Below are 18,212 nucleotides of genomic sequence, written 5' to 3' on the forward strand. Positions count from 1 at the left end.
TTGCCTTTCACTTGACGGAGCCCGCGGACAGGCCGGACTGCCAGAACCGCTGGAGCAGAAGGAAGGCGATCACCAGAGGCACGATGGTCAGCAACGACCCCGTGATCACCAGGTTGTAGATGGGGCGGGCCCCGACGCCGGTCGCTTGGTTGCTCCACTGGGCGAGCCCGACCGTGAGCGGGTACAGGTTGGGTTTGCTGAGCATGATCAGCGGCAGGAAGTAGTTGTTCCAGGTCGATACCACCGCGAACAGCAGCGTCGTCACGATGCCCGGGGCAAGCAATCGCAAGGCCACGGTGAAGAACGTCCGGACCTCACCGGCCCCGTCGATCCGCGCCGCCTCGAGCAGCTCATGAGGTACGGCGTCGGTCGCGTAGACCCACATCAGGTACAACCCGAACGGGCTCACCAGCGACGGGATGATGATCGCCCACACGGTGTTCGTCAGGCCGAGGTTCGAGAACATCAGGAACGTCGGTACGGCGAGCGCCGTACCGGGGACTGCGACCGCTCCGAGCAGTACGGCGAAAACCGCGCGACGGCCGGCGAACTTGTACTTCGCGAGTCCGTAGCCGGCCGCCGTTGCGAGCAGCGTCGCACCGCCCGCGCCCACGACCACGTAAAGAACAGTGTTGCCGAGCCAGCGCAGGAAGATGCCGTCGTTGTACGTCAGCGTCTCCTTGATGTTGCTGAAGAACGCGAAACTCTTGCCGAACCACAGGCCCGGCGTCGACAGCAGGTCGTCCTGCGTCTTCGTTGCGCTCAGCAACAACCAGAGCAGTGGGACGAGCGTGTAGATCAGGTACAGCACCATCGCACCGGTCAGCAGCTTCGAGCGCTTCGGGCGCAGCGGAGAAGACAGAACACTCACAAGGACTCCCGGGATCCGCGGAGCTGGACGACGTACGCGATGATCGCGGTGATGACGCCCATCACGATCGCGATCGTGGCCGAGTAGTTGAACTGCTGGCCGGCGAAGGACAGGTTGTAGGCGTACATGTTCGGCGTGTAGTACGTCGTGATCACGTTCGGCGCGAGCGTGCGCAGGATGTTCGGCTCGTTGAACAGCTGGAAGCTGCCGATGATCGAGAAGATCGTCGCGATCACGATCGCCCCGCGCAGCGCCGGCAGCTTGACCGCGCGGATCGTCCGGAACGTACCGGCCCCGTCGATCGCCGCCGCCTCGTACAGCTCGCCGGGAACGGTGCGCAGCGCCGAGTAGAAGATCAGCATGTTGTAGCCGACGAACTCCCAGGTGACGATGTTGGCGATCGACGGCAGCATCCAGCTCGCGCTGAGCGGCTGGATCGCGGTCGTGCCGAACAGGTCGTTGAGGTTCGCGGCCAGCCCGAAGTTGTCGCCGTAGATGTAGCCCCACATCAGGACCGCAACGACGCCCGGTACGGCGTACGGCAGGAAGATCACGATCCGGAAGAAGCCGGACGCGTGCAACCGCGCGCTGTCGATCGCGAGCGCGGCGAGCAGGGCGAGGATCAGCATGATCGGCACCTGCACCACCAGGAACGCGGCGACCCGGCCGAATGCCTCCCAGAACTTCGGGTCCTGCAGCGCCTCGGTGTAGTTGTCGATCCCGACGAACACCTTGCCGCCGAAGAACGCCTGGTTGCGGTACAGGCTGAGATAGATCGCGTACCCGATCGGGGCCAGGAACGTCAGCGCGAAGACCGCCAGGAACGGGCCGACGAAGATCCATCCCTTGCCGTCCTGGGACGCTCGCCGCCGGTTCCGGCCGGCCGCGGAGACAGGCCGTACTTGCCGGGCCGACTCGTGGGCCATGGACTCTGCCATGTCCGTCGACCTCCTTTCGCCCTCACGACGCCCCCGGTCGCGCTGCGACGCGCGAATGTTGACGTAAACATCGACGCGGCGACGGTAACGTGTTTACGTCAACATGTCTACACTGCGGACACGACCGAGGAGGTGGGGATGTCAGCCGAGGAATCACCGGGGAAGCGGCGGCGGGGTCCGTCGATGGCTGACGTCGCCCGGCTGGCCGGCGTCTCGGGGCAGACCGTCTCGAGGGTCGCGAACGATCGGCACAACGTCGACGCGGAAACCCGCGAGCGGGTCCGGGCCGCGATGAACCAGCTCGGGTACCGGCCGAACAGTGCGGCCCGGGCGCTGCGCAACGGCGAGTACCGCAGCATCGGGGTGATCGTCTTCGAACTCCACAGCTTCGGTACGACGCGCACCCTCGACGCGATCGCTACCGCCGCCACGATGCGCGGGTACTCGATCAACCTCGTCCCCGTGCTCGACGTGACCCAGAGTGCGGTGACGAACGCGTTCGGGCGACTGGGGGAGCAGGCGGTCGACGGCGTGATCATCCTGATCGAGGCACACACGCTGGACGCGGCCGGCGTACGGCTGCCGGAAGGACTCTCGGTCGTGGTGGTCGACTCGAGCGCCCACTACGACTATCCGATCGTCGACACCGATCAGCGACAGGGCGCGCGGCTCGCCACGGAGCATCTGCTCGACCTGGGACACAAGACGGTGTGGCATCTCGGTGGTCCGCCGACTTCGTTCGCGGCGGATCGACGCCGGCGCTCGTGGGAGCAGACGCTGATCGACCACGGGCGCGAGGTGCCGCCGGTGTACGACGGGGACTGGTCGGCGACCTCCGGGTACGAAGCCGGCTGCCGGCTCGCGGAGGACGATCAGGTGACGGCGGTCTTCGTCGCCAACGACCAGATGGCGCTCGGTCTACTGCGCGCGCTGTACGAGCGGGGTCTTGCGGTGCCGGACGACGTCAGCGTGGTCGGCTTCGACGATATGGAAGAGGCGGCCCATTTCTGGCCGCCTCTCACCACCGTCCGTCAGACCTTCACCGAGGTCGGCCGGCAGAGCGTCGACGCGCTGATCGCCGAGATCCACTCCGGCGAACACCACAAGGCGCCCGTCGCCGTCCCGACCGAGCTCATCATCCGCAAGAGCACCGCCCCGCCCTCAGACCGCAACTAACACCGAACGCATCAGGTCCGCGGTCTCGGTGGGGGTCTTGCCGACGCGCACGCCGGCGGCTTCGAGCGCTTCTTGTTTTGCTGCTGCGGTGCCCGAGGAACCGGAGACGATCGCGCCGGCGTGGCCCATGGTCTTGCCCTCCGGAGCGGTGAAGCCCGCGACGTACCCGACGACCGGCTTGGTCACGTTGTCCTTGATGAACGCGGCCGCCCGCTCCTCGGCGTCGCCGCCGATCTCACCGATCATCACGATCGCGTCGGTGTCCGGGTCGTCCTGGAACGCCTGCAGCGCGTCGATGTGCGTGGTCCCGATGATCGGGTCACCGCCGATCCCGATCGCGGTCGAGAACCCGAAGTCCCGCAGCTCGTACATCATCTGGTAGGTCAGCGTGCCCGACTTGCTGACCAGACCGATCCGTCCGGGTCCCGCGATGTCCGCGGGAATGATCCCCGCGTTCGCGCGCCCCGGGCTGATGATCCCCGGGCAGTTCGGGCCGATCACCCGCGTCCCGTTGGCTCGCGCGTGCGCGAAGAACGCGGCGGTGTCCTGCACCGGCACGCCCTCCGTGATCACCACGACCAGCGGTACGCCGGCATCGACCGCCTCGATCACAGCGCCCTTGGTGAAGCGTGGCGGCACGAACACCACCGACACGTCCGCGTCCGTCGCCTTCACCGCGTCGGCGCACGATCCGTAGACGGGGATCGACCGCTTCGCGAAGTCGATCGACAGGCCACCCTTGCCGGGGGTCACGCCGCCGACGATGTCGGTGCCGGCGGCAAGCATCCGGCTGGTGTGCTTCTGTCCCTCGGACCCGGTCATGCCCTGCACCAGGACCCGGCTCTTCTCGGTCAGGAAGATCGCCATCTCTACTGTCCCTTCTCTGCGACCGACTTGGCGAGTTCGGCTGCTCGCGCCGCCGCGCCGTCCATCGTGTCCACCAGGGTCACCAGCGGATGGTTGGCCTTGGCAAGGATCTTGCGGCCCTCCTCGACGTTGTTGCCGTCCAGGCGCACGACCAGCGGTTTGTCGGCCTGGTCGCCGAGTAGCTCGAGCGCCTGCACGATGCCGTTCGAGACCGCGTCACAGGCGGTGATCCCGCCGAACACGTTCACGAACACGCTGCGGACCTGCTGGTCGGACAGGATGATCCCCAGTCCGTTGGCCATGACTTCGGCTGATGCGCCACCGCCGATGTCGAGGAAGTTCGCCGGCTTCACGCCGTACTGCGAACCGGCGTAGGCGACCACGTCGAGCGTGGACATGACCAGGCCGGCGCCGTTCCCGATGATGCCGACCGAGCCGTCGAGCTTGACGTAGTTCAGGCCCTTCTCGAGCGCCGCGGCCTCCAGCGGATCGGCTGAGGCGTGATCCTCGAAGGCGGCATGGTCGGCATGCCGGTACGCCGCGTTGTCGTCGAGCGTCACCTTGCCGTCGAGCGCCTCCAGCGAACCGTCGCCCAACTTCACCAGCGGATTCACCTCGACCAGCGACGCGTCCTCCTCGACGAACACGTCCCACAGCTTCCGTACGACGTCCTGCGCGCCGACCGGGAATCCCGCGGCAGCGACGATCTCTGCCGCCTTTGCGTCGTCGACGCCGACTGCCGGATCGATCGACACCTTCGCGATCGCGTCCGGATTGGTGTGCGCGACCTCCTCGATCTCCACGCCGCCTTCGGTGCTCGCGATGCACAGGTACTCGCGGTTGGCGCGGTCGACCAGGAACGAGAAGTAGTACTCGTCGGCGATGTCTGCGGCTGGGGCGAGCAGCACGCGGTGCACGGCGTGCCCCTTGATGTCCATCCCGAGGATCTCGCCCGCCTTCGCCACCGCCTCCTCGGGTGTCGCGGCAAGCTTCACGCCGCCGGCCTTGCCGCGGCCGCCGGTCTTCACCTGGGCCTTCACCACCACCCGGCCGCCGAGCTCCGCGGCCGCGTCCGCGGCCTCGGCCGGATCCTCGATCACCCGGCCGAGCGTCACCGGGACGCCGTGCCGGGCGAAGAGTTCCTTGGCTTGGTACTCCATCAGGTCCACGTCAGCCTCCTTGAAGGTCTCCGGACGACTGTATGCGGTATGCAATCTGGTCACAAGAGCTGGTTGGGACGCGTCAGGTCTGGACAGCTCCGGTATGGAGGAGTACCACAGACTTCATACGGTATGCAGTAGTCAGTCAGGAGGCGATATGAATCACGTGATACCCACGCCCCGGGATGTGCGTGACGTCTACGGCCGGCGGTACCGGATCGGCGAGGATACCCGTGAGTTGACCGGGCACTCGCGACGCTGGCAGCTCTGGGCGGCCTGGGCCTGCATGGTCGCGATCAGCCCCTTGCAATACTCCTTCGGCACGGCCGCGCTCGGCCTCGACCGCGGCTGGGGTGCGACGCAAACCCTGTGGCTACTGGCGATCTTCGTCGCGTGCCAGGCCTTGGTCGCGATCCCTGCCGCCTGGATCCAGCGCGTACGCCGGGCCACACCGACGCAGCTCGTCGTCCTCGGCGGTGTGCTGGCCGCGATCGGTCTCACGACGCTGGCCCACGCGCACAGCTACGTCGCCGCTGTCTTCGGCTACGCGCTCCTCGGCGGCATCGGTGCGGGTCTCGTGTACTCCGCCTGCATCACGACGTCGGCGCGCTGGTTCCCGGACCGGCGTACGGCGACGATCGGTTTCGTGACCGGTGGCTTCGCCGTCGGCGCCGTACCGAGCATCGCGCTGCTGGCGATCTTCGAGCGGAATCAACGGATCGTCTTCGATGTGACCGCGCTGGTCGCGCTGCTGATCGTGCTCGTCGCGGGCGGTCTGCTAAAGGATCCGCCGAGGTACTGGTGGCCCGCAGACCTCGACGCCCAGGCATGGGCGGTCGACCGGAAACTGAACCGCAGCATCCCGAACAATGCGCCGGCCGTCCGGCACTACCGCCCGGCGGAGGCGATGAGGACCGGTGCGCTGCCGTTGATGTGGTTGCTGCTGGCAATCAGTACTGCGCTGTCGCTGCTCGGCATCGCGTTCGTCGCCAGCTACGCGATGACATCTGGCTTCGGTCTCGCGGTCGCGGGCGCGGCCGCCGGAATGCTTGCCGCCGTCAACGGTCTCGGACGGTCGTCGGCGGGCCATCTCTCTGATCGGTTCGGCCGTCGGCGAGTGCTGGCCGCCGTACTGATGATCGAAGGCTTCGCACACGTCGGTCTCGTGATCGCCGGCAGTGGCTGGGCGTTCGTGGTCTGCGCGATGTTCGCCGGCCTGGGCGGCGGCGCCTTCTACGCGATCATGGCCAACCTCGTCCTCGAGTTCTTCGGCGAGAACAGCCTCCTGCAGAACCAGGCGATCCTGTACTCCGCGAAGGCTGCCGGCGGCCTGATCGGCATAGGTGTCGCCGCCTCGCTGATCGCGACCGTCGGCTACCGCCCGCTGTTCCTCGGCGCCGGCCTGCTCGGCCTGCTGACCGCATTGAGCGTGCGTCTACTCAAACAGCCGGGCAGGCCTGCGCTCTCGGTCCGGCAGCAGCTCGGCACGCCAGTGGCGGGCGAGTGAGCGGATACGGAGTGGCCCACCGGCCGGATCCCTGCGTGATGGAGCTGGTCTCCCGCCTGGCGCGAGAGCCCTGGACCGATCGTCCTGCGTGCGTACATCCTGTGCTGAGTGCGGTGGCGCGGGCGGTCCATGACCACAGCAGCTCCGCGGGTCGGCGCGGGCTGCTGCCGCTCGCGCCGCTGTTTCTCCACACCGCGCGGCCTGGCTTTGAGTCGTCTGGCCGCCTGGTGGCGCTGTGCGTGTCCACAGCGCTCGCCGGCGGAGAACTCGCCGGCGATGAGCGGAGGCGTCTAGGTGCTGCGCATCAGACCGCGCTGCACCTGCTCGCCGGGACGGACGGGACGTCGCCGGTCACGGAGGGAGGCCCCGGTGGGGCGGCTCGGTTCTGGTTGCCGGTCCTGGGCCGTTGGAGTGAGCCGTTCTACCGAACCTTCATAGCCCCGGAACAAGCTGCCGAAGCGGTAGCGGTCACCGCCAGGACTGCGAACGACGTACGGCTGAAGAGTCTGCTCAAGCTGTGCCTCGCTGCTCAAGGCGCCGTGCGGCCCAGTCCCTCCTGCTCGGCGTCGGCCCAGAAGTCAGGGTCGTAGTCGCCGTCAGGGATCGCCACCAGCTCGCCCCGGTGCGGCGTGCGGACCTGCTGCTCGAGCCGGCGCAGGTCCGCCGTGCACCGCTCCAGATCGTCCAGCAACCGCAGGACGTCGAGGTGTGGCCCGATCCGATTCCTCAACGCCATAAGGGATTTCTCCAGCGCGAGGAGTGCGGCGCGGGTCCGTTCGAGTTCCTCGGAAATGGTCATCTCGGCCTCCTCGACGCGAACTCTGGACAACCACCATCGCGTGGGATAAGACTACGACTACACCATACGGTATGCAATCTACATTCGAGCTACGTTCAAGCCGGACACCGGCCCCTTCCGAGGAGAGGACTGCAGATGGCGCAGACAGTGTCGGAGACCCAGCCCGCCGCCGAAGTGAAGGAGCCGGAGACCATCTCAGGTGGTCACCTGGTCGCCAAGGCGTTGAAGGCCGAGGGGATCGACGTGATCTTCACGCTCTGCGGCGGTCACATCATCGATATCTACGACGGCTGTGTGGACGAGGGCATCGCCGTGGTCGACGTACGGCACGAGCAGGTCGCCGCGCACGCCGCGGACGGCTACGCACGAGTGACGGGCAAGCCGGGGTGCGCGGTCGTCACCGCCGGCCCGGGCACGACCGACGCGGTCACCGGTGTCGCGAACGCGTTCCGCGCCGAGAGCCCGATGTTGCTGATCGGCGGCCAGGGCGCGCTCAACCAGCACAAGATGGGGTCCCTGCAGGACCTGCCGCACGTCGACATGATGACGCCGATCACCAAGTTCGCCGCGACCGTGCCGCACACCGCGCGTGCCGCCGACATGGTGTCGATGGCGTTCCGGGAGTGCTACAACGGCGCGCCCGGCCCGTCGTTCCTGGAGATCCCGCGCGACATCCTGGACAACTCGGTCCCGGTCGAGTCCGCGACGGTTCCCGAGGCCGGCCACTACCGCGCGTCCACGAAGAGCATCGGTGACCCGGCAAGCATCGAGGCGCTGGCCGATCTGCTGGTGCGGGCCGAGAAGCCCGTCGTACTGCTCGGCACCCAGGTGTGGACCGCCCGCGGCAGCGACGCGGCGACCGAGTTCGTGCGGACCCTCGACGTACCGGCCTTCATGAACGGCGCCGCCCGCGGCACCCTGCCGCCCGGCGACCCGCACCACTTCCACCTGTCCCGTCGGTACGGATTCAACAACGCCGACCTGATCCTGATCGTCGGTACGCCGTTCGACTTCCGGATGGGGTACGGGCGTCGCCTGCCGAAGAGCGCGACCGTCGTACAGATCGACATGGACTACCGCACCGTCGGCAAGAACCGCGACATCGATCTCGGCCTCGTCGGCGACCCGGGCGCGATTCTGTCCGCAGTCACCCAGGCGGCATCGGGGCGGCTGCACAAGACGGATCGCAAGGCCTGGTTCGCGGAGCTGCGCGCCGAGGAGGACGCGGCGTACCAGAAGCGGCTGCCGCGCCAGCTGTCCGACGCGAACCCGATCCACCCGCTCCGGCTGGCGCACGAGATCAACGAGTTCCTCACCGAGGACTCGATCTACATCGGCGACGGCGGCGACATCGTGACGTTCTCCGGTGGCGTCGTCCAGCCCAAGTCACCCGGCCACTGGATGGACCCGGGACCGCTGGGCACGCTCGGCGTCGGCATCCCGTTCGTGCTCGCGGCGAAGTACGCGCGACCGGACAAGGAAGTCGTCGCGCTGTTCGGCGACGGCGCTTTCTCCTTGACCGGTTGGGATTTCGAGACGCTGGTGCGCTTCAACCTCCCGTTCGTCGGTGTCGTCGGCAACAACTCCTCGATGAACCAGATCCGCTACGGCCAGGAAGCGAAGTACGGCCATGACCGCGGCCGGATCGGCAACACCCTCGGCGACGTCAAGTACGACGAATTCGCCCGGATGCTCGGCGGGTACGGCGAAGAGGTCCGCGACCCGAAGGACATCGGGCCGGCCATGCAGCGGGCCCGCGAATCCGGACTGCCGTCGCTGATCAACGTCTGGGTCGACCCAGACGCGTACGCCCCCGGAACCATGAACCAGACCATGTACAAGTAACGGAGGACCGCTATGACCAAGGCCCTCGAAGGTGTCCGTGTTCTCGACATGACCCACGTGCAGTCCGGACCGTCCTGCACCCAGATCCTTGCCTGGCTCGGCGCCGACGTGATCAAGCTCGAGGCACCGACCGGCGACATCACCCGCCAGCAGCTGCGCGACCTCCCGGACGTCGACAGCCTCTACTTCACGATGCTCAACTGCAACAAGCGCAGCATCACGCTGAACATGAAGTCCGACCGGGGCAAGGAGATCTTCACCGACCTGGTCAAGAACTCCGACATCCTGGTGGAGAACTTCGCGCCGGGCGCGATCGACCGGATGGGCTTCACCTGGGAGCGGCTGCAACTGCTGAACCCGGGCCTGATCTTCGCGTCGATCAAGGGCTTCGGCCCGGGCCGCTACGAGAACTTCAAGGCCTACGAGGTGGTCGCCCAGGCGATGGGCGGCGCGATGAGTACGACGGGGTTCGAGGACGGACCGCCCACCGCGACCGGTGCGCAGATCGGCGACTCCGGCACCGGCATCCACCTGGTCGCCGGCATCCTCGCCGCGCTGTTCCAGCGGACCCACACCGGCAAGGGGCAGCGGGTGACCGTGGCCATGCAGGAGGCCGTGCTCAACCTGACCCGGGTGAAACTCCGTGACCAGCAGCGACTCGCGCACGGACCGCTGAAGGAGTACCCGAACGACAACTTCGGCGACGAGGTGCCGCGGTCGGGGAACGCGTCGGGCGGCGGCCAGCCCGGCTGGGCGCTGAGGTGCGCGCCGGGCGGGCCGAACGACTACATCTACGTGATCGTCCAGCCGCCGGGCTGGGCGCCGATCGCCAACCTGATCGGCAAGCCCGAGCTGGCCGAGGATCCCGACTGGGCGACGCCGGCCGCGCGGCTGGACAAGCTCGACAAGATGTTCGCGCTGATCGAGCAGTGGACCGAGCAGCACACGAAGTTCGAGGTGATGGACAAGCTCAACGCGCTGAACGTGCCGTGCGGTCCGATCATGTCCACCGCCGAGCTGATCGCGGACGAGACCCTCGCCGACCTGGGCGCGGTGGTCGAGGTGGAGCACCCGCAGCGCGGCACGTTCAAGACCGTCGGCTGCCCGATCAAGCTGTCCGACTCCCCGGTCGAAGTGCAGACCTCACCCGGTCTCGGCGAGCACAACTCCGCCATCTACGGCTCGCTCGGGATCGACACGGCCGAACTCTCCGAGCTCAAAGCCGCCGGCGTCATCTGAAATGGAGACCCCGCAATGACTCCCGCAATGACTCCCGCAATGACTCCCGCAACGACCTATGACAAGGCAGCAGTCCGGACCATCCTCGACCAGGCTCTGGCGGACGGCCGGACCTCGCTGAGCGCGCCCGAGGCCAAGCAGGTCGCCGACGCGTACGGTATCCCGACGCCGGGCGAGGGACTGGCCACGACTGCCGAGGGAGCCGCCGCCCTCGCCGCCGAGATCGGGTTCCCCGTCGTACTGAAGATCGTCTCGCCGGACATCCTGCACAAGACCGAGGCCGGCGGCGTGGTGGTCGGCGTGGACACCGCGGACGCGGCACGCGATGCGTTCGACAAGATCCTCGCCAATGCGCGCGCCTACCAGGCGGACGCGGCGATCACCGGCGTACAGGTCCAGAAGATGCTGGTCACCGGCGGTGACGTGCAGGAGGTCATCGTCGGCGCGGTCACCGATCCGACGTTCGGCAAGGTAGTCGCGTTCGGGCTGGGCGGCGTACTCGTCGAGGTGCTGAAGGACGTGACCTTCCGGCTGGCTCCGCTGACGGCCGGCGAAGCGCGGGCGATGGTCGACGGGATCGGCGCGCACGAGATGCTCGAGGGCGTTCGCGGTGCGAGGCCGGTGGACAAGGAGGCGGTCGGAGACCTGATCAAGCGGCTGTCGGACCTGGTCACGGACTTCCCGCAGTTCGCCGAGGTGGATCTGAACCCGGTGCTGGCCGGCCCGGACGGCGCCACCGCGGTGGACTTCCGGATCATCGTGGACGCCGAGGCCGGCAAACCGGTCGAGCGGTTCAGCCAGGAGGAGATCCTGACCGCGATGACCCGGATCATGCGGCCGCGCGCCGTCGCCGTGATCGGGGCGTCGAACGAGGACGGCAAGATCGGCAACTCGGTGATGAAGAATCTGGTCAACGGCGGGTACGCCGGGGACATCTACCCGATCAACCCGAAGGGCGGCGAGGTTCTCGGGCTGAAGGCGTTCCCCTCGATTCTCGACGTACCGGGTGACGTGGATGTCGCGGTGTTCGCCGTACCGGCCAAGTTCGTCGCCGGGGCGCTCGAGCAGTGCGGGCAGAAGGGGGTCGCGGGCGCGATCCTTATCCCGTCCGGATTCGCCGAGACCGGCGAGCAGGAGCTCCAGGACGAGGTCGTCGCGATCGCCCGTGAACACAATGTCCGCATTCTCGGACCGAATATCTACGGCTACTACTATCTGCCCGAGAGTCTGTGTGCGACGTTCTGTACGCCGTACGACGTCCGCGGATCCGTCGCCCTGTCGTCGCAGTCGGGCGGGATCGGGATGGCGATCCTCGGCTTCAGCCGGTCCAGCCGGATGGGGGTTTCCGCGATCGTTGGGGTAGGCAACAAGGCCGACATCGACGAGGATGACCTCCTGACCTTCTTCGAGAGCGATGACAACACCAACCTGATCGCCATGCATCTTGAGGACCTGAAGGACGGCCGGGCCTTCGCCGAGACGGCGGCCCGGGTGTCCAAGAAGAAGCCGGTCGTCGTGCTGAAGGCCGGCCGGACGTCCATGGGCGCGCGGGCGGCCAGCTCGCACACCGGCGCCCTGGCCGGCGACGACAAGGTGTACGACGACATCCTGCGCCAGAGCGGGGTGGTGCGGGCGCCGGGGCTGAACGAGATGCTCCAGTACGCCCGCGGGATCCCGCTGCTGCCGACGCCCAAGGGCGAGAACGTCGTCATCATCACCGGCGCGGGCGGTTCCGGCGTACTGCTGTCGGACGCCTGTGTCGACAACGGGCTCACGCTGATGGACATCCCGGCCGATCTGGACGCGGCGTTCCGGAAGTTCATCCCGCCGTTCGGTGCCGCCGGCAACCCCGTGGACATCACCGGTGGCGAGCCGCCGTCGACGTACCGCAACACCGTCGCGCTCGGGCTGTCCGACGAGCGCATCCACGCCCTGATCCTGGGCTACTGGCACACGATCGTGACGCCGCCGATGGTGTTCGCGAAGCTGGTCGCCGAGGTGGTCGAGGAATTCCGGGCCAAAGGCATCGACAAGCCGGTGGTGGCCTCGCTGTCCGGCGACGTCGAGGTCGAGGAAGCGTCGCAGTACCTGTTCGACCACGGTGTGGTCGCCTACCCGTACACCACCGAGACCCCCGTGCAGGTCCTCGGTGCGAAATACCGCTGGGCCCGTAACGCAGGGCCGCTCGGCTGATTGGAGGAAGGAGTCGCGGGGGAGCGTTCATTCCGCTAGCTGGCGTCAAGCTAAGGAGACCGCCTTGGACGTCACGAGCAAGACCTCAGAAGTACCCGAAGAGCCGGCGGCCGCTGTCACCGAGAAGGTCTGGAAGGCCGGCCGGCTCGAACCGATGCCGATCCGGAAACTTCCGGACGCACCACCCTCCATGCACATCCTCGGTCCGACCGTCTTCCTGGTCGCGCTGGGTGTGGGGATGGGGGAGTCGTACATGTGGCCCCGGCTCGTCCTGGTGTTCGGGCCGGACATCCGCTGGTTGTTCATGGTCGGTGTCACGCTGCAGGCGTTCGTGCTGCTGGAGATGGCGCGGTACGCGATGGCCACCGGGGAGAGCATCTTCTTCGGCGCGGCCCGGATCTTCAAACCGCTGATGTGGTTCTTCTACGCGGCGGCGATCCTGATCTACATGTGGCCGGGCCATCTGTCCGCGGGCGCGGCCGCCTTCGAGGAGATCACCGGCATACCCTGGCAGGTCACCGCGTGCGTGGCTCTGGTGTTCGTCGGTGTGCTGTTCAGTCTGTTGTCGGTGATCTACAACTTCCTCGAGAAACTGCTCGGTCTGCTGATCGGCCTGCTGGTCGTGGGTACGTCGGTGATCGCGGCGATCGTCGGTAGCTGGGACGACCTCGGCCGGACGCTGTCCGGGATGTTCGCGTTCGGGTACTTCCCGCACGAGGCGATGACGTCGGCCTGGTTCCCGGTCGTGGTCGGTTCGATCGCGTTCGCGGGCCCGTCCGGCATGCAGCAGATGTGGTACACGCTGCAACTGCGCGACAGCGGCGCCGGCATGGGTGCGCACATCCCGAAGATCCGCGGCCTGCGGGCCGCGGGCGAGGCGGAGTCGATGCCGTCGCGCGGGTTCATGTTCGACACCGAGGACCCGGCCGAGATGGAGAAATGGAAGGGCTGGCGCAAGTGGGTCACGTTCGACGCGATCCTGCTCTTCTGGGGTATCACAATGCTGGTCACGATCTCGTTCACCGTGCTGGCCATGTCGGCGGCCCGGGAGAACCCGAACGTGGCGGAGCTGATCGAGGGCGGTGACCGGGAGGCCGCGCTGAAGGCGATGTCCGACGCGTTCGCCTCCGCCGGCTCACCGATCCTCGGGACGTTGTTCTTCGCCTTCATCGCGCTGATCGGTCTGAACGCGACCCTCGGTCTGTTCGACTCGTTCTCCCGCGGTCAGGCGGACATGACGTACTACTTCGTGCCGGGTGCCAAGCGGTTCTCGATGTCTCGTCTGTACGCCGGGTTCCTGTGGGGCGTGATCCTGTTCGGCATCCTGATCCTGCTGTTCGGTCCGGCCGACGGCCCGGCCGGGATCCTGGACACACTCGCGTTCCTGTCCACGTTCGCGATGGGCGCGTACTGCATCGTGTTGCTGCTGACCAACAACATGCTGCTGCCCAAGAAGATCCGGCCCGGGCCTGTGCGGAACGTGATCATCGGGTTCGGAGCCGTCTTCTATCTCGGCATGCTGTTCTACTGCCTGTTCCGCTTCGGCGTGGCAGTGGGTTGACCATGACTCACAGAGCCGAACTGAAGCAGTTGGCGGAGTTCGCCGTCCCGGCGGCGGCGGTCGGTGCCGCCGCCGGGCTGATGGCCGGAGGGCTGGCCGCGTTCGTCGGCCAGCCCGTCGGCTGGGCGGTGGTGACCGGGCTCGGTCTCGGCGTACCGCTCATCCTCTTCGGCGGCGGGTACGCCGCACTCGTTGCGTTGGGCAAAGTCCCCGCCGGGGTGTTCGCGCCGGCGGCGGTCTATTGGGCGGTCGCGTTCCCGCTGTCGCTGTTGGTGCACGCGATAGTGACTGCGTGGGTGGTCACCGGGACACCGGGACTGCCTCCGGAGGTGGGGAAGTTCCTCGCGTTCCGGGCGCTGGTGAGCATGGGGTTCGCGATCGGCTTCCTCTGGATGCACGAACAGCTCGGCCGGCTGTGGTGGCCGCGCATCCTCGAGCACAACCTGTACGCACGTCGAACCGTCGAGGCCTACGCCCACCTGGCCGCCACCCTGCAGGCCCGCAAAGCTGCCACCGGCCGCGGCCGGGTCCGCAACAAACGCACCGCCTGATTCCCCCGCCAGTCGCCCGCAACCCTCTCGGGGGTTGCGGGCGACTGTTTGGTCCGACCGGGAAGTCAGTTGGTGCGGCGACGGCGGCGGGGGGCTGCTTCCGGCTCGGGGGTTTCGACGGCGTCGGCCCCGGCCTGGAGGTCGTGGTAGGCCTTGCGGGTGTGTTCGGTGTGCTCTCGCATGATTTGGGCGGCCTTGTCCTCGTCGCCCTCGCTGATGGCCTTCACCAGGCGGTTGTGCTCGCGCCAGGAGGCTGCGCCGCGGACCGGGGCGACCGGCGTGTAGTACCACCGGACTCGGCGGTCCACCTGAGCGGCGAAGTCGACCAAGAAGCGGTTGCCGGACATCTCGGTGATGAGGCTGTGGAGTTCGCCGTTCGTGCGGACCGTGCCGTCGATGTCGCCGGACTCCTGGTACGCCGTGCCGACCTTGCAGAGCTCGCGCAGCCGGGCGACGTCGTCCTTCGTGGCGTGCCGGGCGGCCAGGCGGGCGGACTCGGACTCGAGCGCCGCTCGGGCGGCAAGGAGCTGATCGACCTCGTCCTCGGCGGGCACATGCACCATTGCGCCGAAACCGGGGCGGAGGTCCACCCAGCCCTCGTTGTTCAGCCGCTGCAGGGCCTCGCGGACCGGTTGCCGGGACACGCCCAGCAGTCCGGCGAGCTCGACCTCGACCAGGTGGCGGCCGCGCTCGAGGGTGCCGTCGATGATCATCTCGGTCAGGGCCTCGTACACCGACTCCCGCAACGGCGTCGGTCGCTTGACGTGCCGCACTCCGGCCGGTTCCGCACCGGCCCCTGGCCCTGCGCTGATCGTCGTCATGAGGTCCCTTCCCGAAAACAGCACGGCACTTGGTAGACAGTCTACCAAGTGCCATGCCCTGACATATAGACGCTGCCTCAGGCGGCCAGCCGCAGCCTCAGGCGGCGCTCAGGCGGCCGACTCGTCGGCGCGCCGCCGGTCCTCGCGGGCGGCGCCGTCGGCGGTCAGCTGCGCGAGCTCCGCGTCCAGGTCGACCGGGGTGTTCAGCTCCTGCTGCAGCTCCGGAGCATCCGGAAACTGCGGACGAGCCGCCAGAGCGCCGAACCTACGTGTGAAGATCATGTCAACCCTTCCTTGAATTCTGGCTTCTGTATACATTCAACCAGACGGGCCGACTGGTTATGCCCGCGTCTCACGTGATCCGGCTTACGTACGGCGTGATCCCGCTTACACCCGGGTCGAGTACGAATGCGCGCCGGCCCCGGCCAGTTTGCCGCCGTCGACGATCAGGTACTCGTCGCGGATCGGCGCACCGGCGAGCCACGACTCCAGGATCTCCCTGGTGCCTGCGGCGTAACGGGTCTGGGCGGACAGCGACGAGCCGGAGATGTGCGGCGTCATCCCGTGGTGCGGCATCGTCCGCCACGGGTGGTCGGCCGGCGCGGGCTGCGGGTACCAGACGTCGCCGGCGTACCCGGCCAGCTGGCCGCTCTCCAGGGCGCGGACGATCGCGTCGGGGTCGGTGATGCGAGCCCGTGCGGTGTTGATCAGGTACGACCCGCGCTTCATCGTCCCCAGCAGCTTGTCGCCGAACAGCCCCTCGGTCTCCGGGTGCAGCGGCGCGTTGATCGTCACCACGTCACAGTGCGGCACCATGTCGGCGGCGCTCGGGTGGAAGGTCAGCCCGAGCTCCCGCTCGACCGATTCCGGCAGGCGGTGCCGGTCGGTGTAGTGCAGCTTCACGTCGAACGGCGCGAGCCGACGCAGTACTGCGGTCCCGATCCGACCGGCTGCCACCGTACCGACGTGCATGCCTTCGAGGTCGTACGAGCGCGCAACGCAATCCGCGATGTTCCACCCGCCGTCGAGGACGACCTGGTGCGACGGGAGGTAGTTGCGGACGAGTCCGAGGATCATCATCACCACGTGCTCGGCGACGCTGATGCTGTTCGAATAGGTCACTTCGGCAACGGTCATGCCGTGCTCGATGGCCGCGTCCAGGTCGACATGGTCCGAGCCGATGCCGGCGGTGATCGCGAGTTTCAGCTTCGGCGCCTTGGCGATCCGCTCGGCGGTCAGGTACGCCGGCCAGAACGGCTGCGAGATCACCACATCGGCGTCGGGCAGCTCGCGATCGAGGACCGAGCCGGCGCCCTCCTTGTCGGACGTGACGACCAACGTGTGGCCCTGGCTCTCGAGGAATGTGCGTAGCCCGAGCTCACCGGACACGCTGCCGAGCAGCGCGCCGGGCGTGAAGTCGATCGCCTTGGGCGAGGGCGCGGTCTGACCGCCGGGGTAGCCGTCGATGGTCGGGATGCCGTCCCGCGCGTACGACGTCGGATAGCCGCCCGCCGGGTCGTCGTACAGGACACAGACAATCTTCGCCATGCTGGGAATCTCCTTGTTCTGAAGGGATTTCCACCATCGCGTTGTCACGGTCCGACGGTCAAAGACTTGCTCGCTATGTCGAGATAGCCGGAATCCATCAGATGTACGTCGAGGAGATCGTCGAGGGCCTTGTGTACGCCGGCCTGCCGCGCGACGTCGAGCAACGCCCGCGCCAGAACCGGCTCCGGACTGCGCGCCGCGATCACCAGACCGACCCGCGGCCCGTGCGCCGGACTCTTGAGCGGTACGACGCGCATCCCGTCCGGCACGCCGAACATGTGCAACCAGGCGTGCGAGATCACCGTCGACCAGTGACTGCCGTGCAAGTGGCTGTACAACCCGGACACGGTGTCGCTCTCGATGGCCGGAGTCGCGGTCACGCCGTCGTCGGTGAAATAGCCGTTCATGATCCGGCGGTTGCGCATCTCGGGGGAGAGCAGGCAGAGCGGCAGTTCGGCGACCTCCGCCCACGTGGCGAGCGGTTGGTCGGCGAGCTTCGAATGGGTCGGAGTCAGCAGCAGGTAGCGCTCCTCGTACAGCGGCGTCTTCCGCACCTGGCCAAGCGTGTCGTCGTCGAGATACGTCATCGCGACATCGAGATCGAACTCCGCCAGCTTCTGTGTGATGTCGCGTGACGACAGCGATTCCAGCGTCACCCGGGCGTTGGTGTGCCGTTCGCAGAAAGGTGTCGTCAGCAACGAAACCACCGGCATCGCGGTCGGGATCGCGCCGAGCCGGAGAGTGCCGTTGAGGCCGCCGCGCATCACCGACAACTCGTGCCGGAGCGCGTCCTGCTCGGAGAGGATGCGCTGCGCCCAGAGCAGCACCCGCTCGCCCTCGGGGGTCAGGCCCTCGAACCGCCGGCCGCGACGCACGATGGGTACGTCGAGCTCCTGCTCGAGCTTGCGGATCGCCGCGGACAGCGACGGCTGGGAGACGTAACAGGCTTGCGCTGCCCGGGCGAAATGCTTCTCCCGCGCGAGGGCGACGAGGTACTCCAGTTGGCGGAGCAGCATCAACGGACCTGGGATGGTGTGCAGTCGCCTGTATACATAATCCAACTGTAGTGAGGTGCGCCGTCGCCCGGAAGATCTCGGCGTGTTGTGATGTGGATCACAGGGTGTCCTTCCGGCGTC

16 protein-coding genes are annotated in these 18,212 nt (G+C 67.5%); 7 read left to right on the top strand and 9 right to left on the bottom strand.

The annotated features are described in order from the left end of the window. Window positions 1-7: 7 nt before the first annotated feature. Complete coding sequence (locus tag AB0J62_RS06920; protein WP_363865269.1) at window positions 8-871, bottom strand: carbohydrate ABC transporter permease; 864 nt, start codon at window positions 869-871, stop codon at window positions 8-10. After that, the gene (locus AB0J62_RS06925) at window positions 868-1,809 is read right to left on the bottom strand and encodes a sugar ABC transporter permease (protein WP_363865271.1); all 942 of its coding nucleotides are present in this window, start codon (window positions 1,807-1,809) and stop codon (window positions 868-870) included. Before AB0J62_RS06925 ends, AB0J62_RS06920 begins: the two co-directional genes overlap by 4 nt. 138 nt (window positions 1,810-1,947) lie before the next feature. On the opposite strand from AB0J62_RS06925, the gene AB0J62_RS06930 reads away from it, so the two are divergent. Next, complete coding sequence (locus tag AB0J62_RS06930; RefSeq protein ID WP_363865273.1) at window positions 1,948-2,985, top strand: LacI family DNA-binding transcriptional regulator; 1,038 nt, start codon at window positions 1,948-1,950, stop codon at window positions 2,983-2,985. Here the strand turns inward: AB0J62_RS06930 and sucD are convergent. After that, window positions 2,971-3,852 (bottom strand): succinate--CoA ligase subunit alpha, encoded by an 882-nt coding sequence (sucD, locus tag AB0J62_RS06935; RefSeq protein ID WP_363865275.1) that lies wholly within the window; start codon window positions 3,850-3,852, stop codon window positions 2,971-2,973. The two genes, AB0J62_RS06930 and sucD, sit on opposite strands and share 15 nt — an antisense overlap. Before the next feature lie 2 nt (window positions 3,853-3,854). After that, window positions 3,855-5,021, bottom strand: coding sequence for an ADP-forming succinate--CoA ligase subunit beta (gene sucC / locus AB0J62_RS06940; RefSeq protein WP_363865276.1), 1,167 nt, complete (start codon window positions 5,019-5,021; stop codon window positions 3,855-3,857). Between the two features lie 148 nt (window positions 5,022-5,169). On the opposite strand from sucC, the gene AB0J62_RS06945 reads away from it, so the two are divergent. After that, complete coding sequence (locus AB0J62_RS06945) at window positions 5,170-6,519, top strand: OFA family MFS transporter (RefSeq protein WP_363865278.1); 1,350 nt, start codon at window positions 5,170-5,172, stop codon at window positions 6,517-6,519. A 529-nt stretch (window positions 6,520-7,048) separates the two neighbouring features. On the opposite strand, the gene AB0J62_RS06950 is transcribed toward AB0J62_RS06945, so the two are convergent. Beyond that, on the bottom strand, window positions 7,049-7,318 hold the full coding sequence (locus AB0J62_RS06950; protein ID WP_363865280.1) for a hypothetical protein: 270 nt from the start codon (window positions 7,316-7,318) through the stop codon (window positions 7,049-7,051). A gap of 135 nt (window positions 7,319-7,453) precedes the next feature. Between AB0J62_RS06950 and AB0J62_RS06955 the strand changes: the two genes are divergently transcribed. The 5 genes from AB0J62_RS06955 (at window position 7,454) to AB0J62_RS06975 (ending at window position 14,707) form a co-directional block, all read left to right on the top strand. Further along, window positions 7,454-9,163, top strand: a complete 1,710-nt coding sequence (locus AB0J62_RS06955) for a thiamine pyrophosphate-binding protein (protein ID WP_363865282.1) — start codon at window positions 7,454-7,456, stop codon at window positions 9,161-9,163. A 12-nt stretch (window positions 9,164-9,175) separates the two neighbouring features. Beyond that, window positions 9,176-10,402, top strand: a complete 1,227-nt coding sequence (frc, locus tag AB0J62_RS06960; RefSeq protein ID WP_363865284.1) for a formyl-CoA transferase — start codon at window positions 9,176-9,178, stop codon at window positions 10,400-10,402. Window positions 10,403-10,441: 39 nt separating this feature from the next. Next, window positions 10,442-12,595: an acetate--CoA ligase family protein gene (locus AB0J62_RS06965; RefSeq protein ID WP_363865286.1), complete on the top strand. Its 2,154-nt coding sequence runs from the start codon at window positions 10,442-10,444 to the stop codon at window positions 12,593-12,595. A 64-nt stretch (window positions 12,596-12,659) separates the two neighbouring features. Beyond that, window positions 12,660-14,156 carry an Nramp family divalent metal transporter gene (locus AB0J62_RS06970; protein ID WP_363865288.1) on the top strand — a complete coding sequence of 499 codons (1,497 nt, stop codon included), beginning with the start codon at window positions 12,660-12,662 and terminating at the stop codon, window positions 14,154-14,156. Window positions 14,157-14,158: 2 nt separating this feature from the next. Beyond that, window positions 14,159-14,707, top strand: coding sequence for a hypothetical protein (locus AB0J62_RS06975; protein WP_363865291.1), 549 nt, complete (start codon window positions 14,159-14,161; stop codon window positions 14,705-14,707). A 65-nt stretch (window positions 14,708-14,772) separates the two neighbouring features. Here AB0J62_RS06975 and AB0J62_RS06980 read toward each other — a convergent pair whose 3' ends face one another. The 4 genes from AB0J62_RS06980 to AB0J62_RS06995 all read right to left on the bottom strand — a co-directional run bounded on the left by AB0J62_RS06980 (window position 14,773) and on the right by AB0J62_RS06995 (window position 18,092). Continuing rightward, on the bottom strand, window positions 14,773-15,528 hold the full coding sequence (locus AB0J62_RS06980; protein ID WP_363865293.1) for a GntR family transcriptional regulator: 756 nt from the start codon (window positions 15,526-15,528) through the stop codon (window positions 14,773-14,775). Between the two features lie 108 nt (window positions 15,529-15,636). Continuing rightward, window positions 15,637-15,810, bottom strand: coding sequence for a hypothetical protein (locus AB0J62_RS06985; protein ID WP_166679252.1), 174 nt, complete (start codon window positions 15,808-15,810; stop codon window positions 15,637-15,639). Between the two features lie 105 nt (window positions 15,811-15,915). After that, window positions 15,916-17,076, bottom strand: coding sequence for an NAD-dependent formate dehydrogenase (locus AB0J62_RS06990; RefSeq protein ID WP_363865295.1), 1,161 nt, complete (start codon window positions 17,074-17,076; stop codon window positions 15,916-15,918). 44 nt (window positions 17,077-17,120) lie between these two features. Further along, entirely contained in the window at window positions 17,121-18,092 is a 972-nt protein-coding gene (locus tag AB0J62_RS06995) for a LysR family transcriptional regulator (protein ID WP_363865297.1), read from the bottom strand. Between the last annotated feature and the right edge of the window lie 120 nt (window positions 18,093-18,212).

Source organism: Kribbella sp. NPDC049584, from assembly GCF_040675555.1.
Classification (GTDB): domain Bacteria; phylum Actinomycetota; class Actinomycetes; order Propionibacteriales; family Kribbellaceae; genus Kribbella.